Source organism: Methanoregula sp., from assembly GCF_002835825.1.
GTDB lineage: Archaea > Halobacteriota > Methanomicrobia > Methanomicrobiales > Methanospirillaceae > Methanoregula.
This window is the reverse complement of record NZ_PIZH01000491.1, coordinates 1-1,526: the sequence shown is the minus strand read 5'-3', so window position 1 is coordinate 1,526 and position 1,526 is coordinate 1. Positions and strand designations below refer to the sequence as shown.

The window sequence follows — 1,526 nt, the reverse complement described above, 5'->3', positions numbered from 1 at the left end:
CTGAGCGTCATCAGTGATACTCATGGACTCCTTCGTCGTCACCGTCAGAGGGGTATAAGAGCCAGCACCGGGTGGCATTAAGGTACTCTTTGTTGTCTGCGGGGAAGGGCTCGGGCACGCGTCCCGCTGTCTCCACCTCGGTCATTACATGCAGCTCGCCGGCCATACCGTCCACTTTGCCGGGTATGGCAAATCGTACGACTTCATGAGCCAGCACCGGTGCTCAAACCTCCACCGGACCCCCCGCGAGGTCTGCCTCGAAGGAGAGGACGGGTTCTTCTCGTTAAAAGCGACCCTGTGGTGCTCGAAATGGATCCTTCTCGACATGCTTCGTTCGGTCAGAAACGTCCGGCGCCTCATCCGTGATCACGGGTTCGACTGCGTGGTCTGCGATACCATGTACGGCGGCGTGCTCGCCGCCCGGCTCACCCGGACGCCCTGTGCCTTCATCACCAACCAGAACCATTTCAATGGTCACAACGGCACCACCAACCCGGTCTGGCGCATCCTCAACTTCCTGATCCGGCGCTACCTCCGCCTTGCCGATCACGTCCTTGTCCCGGATTATGCCCCACCGGATACGGTCAGCGAGTACAACATCCGGGTGCCGGAAGGCGAGGAGGGGCGGTACACCTTCACCGGCCCGTTTTATGTCTTCGACCCGGCCCGGTACGAGTACGCAGAGGAGACGATCTTCACCAGTTTCGGTGGCGAGCCCTACAAGCTCCCGATGTACCGGATGCTGCGGGGGATCGCCGACCAGCACAAGGAGTACCTCTTCGATGTCTTCTATACGGGCGCGGAGCTGCCGGAGTCCTCGGACAACTTCATCTCCCATGGGTATGTTCCGAACCTGTACGAGCACCTTGCCCGGGCAAAGATCGCCATCGTCCACGGGGGGTTGACCACCCTGCACGAGGCGCTCCTTTTCGAGAAGCCCGTGCTGATCATCATGGACCCGAACCATCCCGAGCAGCAGAACAATGCCCGGAAGATCGTGGACATGGGGGCGGGGACGGCAGTCGACGGAAGGCTCCTGACAAAGGAGGTGCTGGAGGCAAAGATCACCAAGACCCTTGCGATCGTCCCCCGGCCGTTCCGCGGGGTGCACGAGATGATCAACGGGCGGCAGCATGCGATGGCGATCATCGAAGGGCTCTGCCGGGACCATCAGCCTTAAGAGCATTGAACGGGACAACAACGAAATGATGAGCATGCCCGGGCCACACGAGATCGAGATGCAGGTTGCAGGAGAGGAGTTCCGGGTCTGCCCGGCCTGCGGGTACGCCCTCGGGTTCCACACCTCGTTTGTCAGCGCCAGCGCAAGCAGGAACAACCCGGTCCGGTCCACCCGCGAGGTGTACCGCGTCATCCTGATCTGCCCGGAGTGCGGGGCACGGTACGATGTCGGTTGGCGCGTCTCGTTTGCCGAGTTCGAGAGCCGGTTCATTAAAACAACCACGGTTCCGGTGGTCTCCGTGGCTCCGGCCCAAAAGAACCCGGACGGGCAGGTCCCCGTCGTGACG

At 61.6% G+C, this 1,526-nt stretch carries 2 protein-coding genes; both read left to right on the top strand.

Features of this window, described 5'->3' with window-relative positions:
• Positions 1 to 76: 76 nt before the first annotated feature.
• A complete protein-coding gene (locus CW742_RS12610) occupies positions 77 to 1,180 on the top strand; it encodes a glycosyltransferase family protein (RefSeq protein ID WP_292420885.1) in 1,104 nt (367 codons plus the stop codon).
• On the top strand, positions 1,134 to 1,526 hold a 393-nt coding region (locus CW742_RS12605; protein WP_292420884.1), incomplete at its 3' end, for a hypothetical protein. The genes CW742_RS12610 and CW742_RS12605, both read left to right, overlap by 47 nt.